At 48.9% G+C, this 2,796-nt stretch carries 3 protein-coding genes; all 3 read right to left on the bottom strand.

Going from position 1 to position 2,796, the window contains the following annotated elements:
• The coding region (locus BLT29_RS14085; RefSeq protein ID WP_496196935.1) for an alpha-helical endospore appendage domain-containing protein at nt 1-155 on the bottom strand (155 nt) is incomplete at its 3' end.
• 74 nt (nt 156-229) lie between these two features.
• A complete protein-coding gene (locus tag BLT29_RS13775) occupies nt 230-1,828 on the bottom strand; it encodes a pyocin knob domain-containing protein (RefSeq protein WP_245701302.1) in 1,599 nt (532 codons plus the stop codon).
• A 332-nt stretch (nt 1,829-2,160) separates the two neighbouring features.
• The coding region (locus tag BLT29_RS13955; RefSeq protein ID WP_281241433.1) for a collagen-like triple helix repeat-containing protein at nt 2,161-2,796 on the bottom strand (636 nt) is incomplete at its 5' end.

Below are 2,796 nucleotides of genomic sequence, written 5' to 3'. Positions count from 1 at the left end.
GTGCCTAAAGCATACTGAATTTTTTCTCCTTCAGCATTAATAATATGCGCCAGACCCATTTCTTCCATCGCAATGGAGGCTAACAATAAATTGATGACGTCACTGCGGGTCAGTGTAATGGTCGGTGTGAAATTAGGCATACTTGGTTGAGACATATACCATTCTCCTTTTCATTTTAATCTCTTTCGCATATTCATTCGTGTCACTTGCACATAAATATTTTTAATGATCACCCTTCTATTAACTTTACAGCTGTTAAATAAGCATACTGCATTGTACCACCATTACTTGGTACTACTGTCAAATCGACTGGACCTGTAGGCACATTCAAGATCACTTCTTTTGAAAACATTCCTTGTGATGTGCTAGCCCCTTGGATCGTTACCGCATATGGAACACCATCAACATTTAAGGACAAGTTTTGATTGGCTAAACTAAACTGCCCACCAAACGATACCCAATAAGTCCCAGCATTCGTAAGAGTCATTGTGTCAAAAGGTGCAGCAATCGTAATGTCTCCATTACTTATGGTCGTTGCATCCATTTCGATAGGAACGCCAGCTGTTACCGGTTCTACCCCTGTTCCATCATCTAAAAAAGCATAATTTTGCAAAACCAATGGTGGCGGAGGTCCAGTTGGTCCGGGTGCGCCTGTCGCACCTGTGGCACCCGTCACGCCCGTCACGCCCGTTACACCTGTCACGCCCGTAGCGCCTGTGGCACCCGTTGCCCCTGTTGGTCCGGTCGGTCCTGTTGGTCCGGTCGGTCCGGTCGGTCCCGTCGGTCCCGTCGCGCCCGTAGCGCCCGTTGGTCCGGTTACGCCTGTTGGTCCGGTTACACCCGTTGGTCCCGTCGCGCCCGTTGGTCCCGTTGGTCCCGTTGGTCCGGTTACGCCCGTTGGTCCGGTTACACCCGTTGGTCCCGTTGGTCCCGTTGGTCCCGTTGCGCCTGTTGGTCCTGTAACGCCCGTTGGTCCGGTTACACCTGTTGGTCCCGTAGCGCCTGTTGGTCCCGTAGCGCCTGTTGGTCCCGTAGCGCCCGTAGCGCCCGTTGCACCCGTAGCGCCCGTTGGTCCCGTCACGCCTGTTGGTCCCGTTGGTCCTGTTGGTCCTGTTGGACCAGCTGAACCGGTTGGTCCCGTCACGCCTATTGGCGCTTCTAAAGACTGCCAATTACTCCATGTTGATGTATCGCCATTAAAGCTACGAATATACAACGTTGGGTTTGAGAAAAGCAACTGCTGTATCCATGGGTTCACCGTAGCAGGCGATACCACAGACACGTAAAGCGTCCATATAGGAGATGTCACAGTCGGCGGTGCTGAAAGCGGTGGACCATCGGTACCATTTGAGCTGTACACACCTGGATCTGTAAAACTGTCTAAGTCAGAGGCAGAAGAAACAGACATCGTTAACGGGAAGCCACCTACATCTTCTGCGGTGAGAACGACATCTCCAGTCAGACCATTTACACTTAAAACGCCTCCAGGTGGTCCGGTCGGACCCGTGATACCTGTTGGACCGACGACCTCTTCCGGAAAGTTTGTCGCCGTTTTCATTTTAGAATCGAGGATAATTTCTTTTTTGAAGATCGTATCCAACATTGAAGCAGCACTACGGTTAATGTCTAAAATTTCCTGTATCGTTGCCGGTGGACCTGTTGTACCATTCAGTGTTCCTAAGGCATATTGAATCTTTTCTCCTTCAGCGTTAATGATATGTGCCAAACCCATTTCTTCCATCGCAATGGATGCCAACAACAAATTAACGACATCATCGCGACCTAATGTAATATTAGGCGTAATATTGGGCATATTTGGCTGAGACATATGCATGTACCTCCTTTATTATTTTCAGGGGAAAATGTCTAGTAAGTGTCAATATTTTCACATTACAGTGACATGAACCGAATCATGTGTTATCCATAAAACACTTTCTCCTGCTCATAACAAAATATTCCCCCCGGTCAATTCGGTGCCAGCTTATACAAAAAAAGGCGCTTGCTTATACACTTCAATACGAGTAACAATGCATGCACATTCTCGTCCATTAATTCCTCAAAATTAAACACACTGATCGAGTCTTGCGTGATCAGTGTGTTTATACTAAAAATAACGATTAACAACGATTGTTTTTCCGTACATCCGTGAAAACTGTCTGATTACCCTTCTACCAATTTTAAAACGGTTAAATAAGTGAGTTCAACAGTTGTCGTCTGGTTTACGACAACTGTTAGATTAGCAGGGCCAGGAGGATCCACTTCAATTATAACAACTTTTGACATTGTGCTTGTAACGGCAGGGTTACTTTCTCCTGCGGCTGCGTAAAATACCCCATCTACATACAAGTGAACTTGAGAGTCTCCATTAAAATCCATATACGTTCCGAACCCGACGAGGTAAACACCTGGCTGGACAGTTGCTTCCGTTGCAGTAATCACTACATCTCCATGAGAGAAAGCATTGTCATCCATCACAATTGGGATGTCTGCTGTCACTCCGGTAGGACCTGTTCCCGCATACAGAAAAGCATTGTTTGCAACGATCAATCCCCCTGTTACACCTGTTGGACCGGTTGGACCAGTAGGACCGGTGGCACCCGTTGCACCGGTCGCACCCGTTGCACCCGTTACACCCGTGACGCCCGTTACACCTGTAACGCCCGTGACGCCGGTGGCACCCGTTGGTCCCGTTGGTCCCGTGGCACCTGTAGGTCCTGTAGGTCCTGTGGCACCCGTTGGTCCCGTCGGACCCGTTGCGCCCGTGGATCCCGTGCTACCCGTTGCACCTGTAGGTCC

This window comes from Shouchella lonarensis (assembly GCF_900096965.1).
GTDB lineage: Bacteria > Bacillota > Bacilli > Bacillales > Bacillaceae_D > Shouchella > Shouchella lonarensis.
Note: the sequence above shows the minus strand (reverse complement) of the source record. Positions and strands in the feature narration are given on the sequence as shown.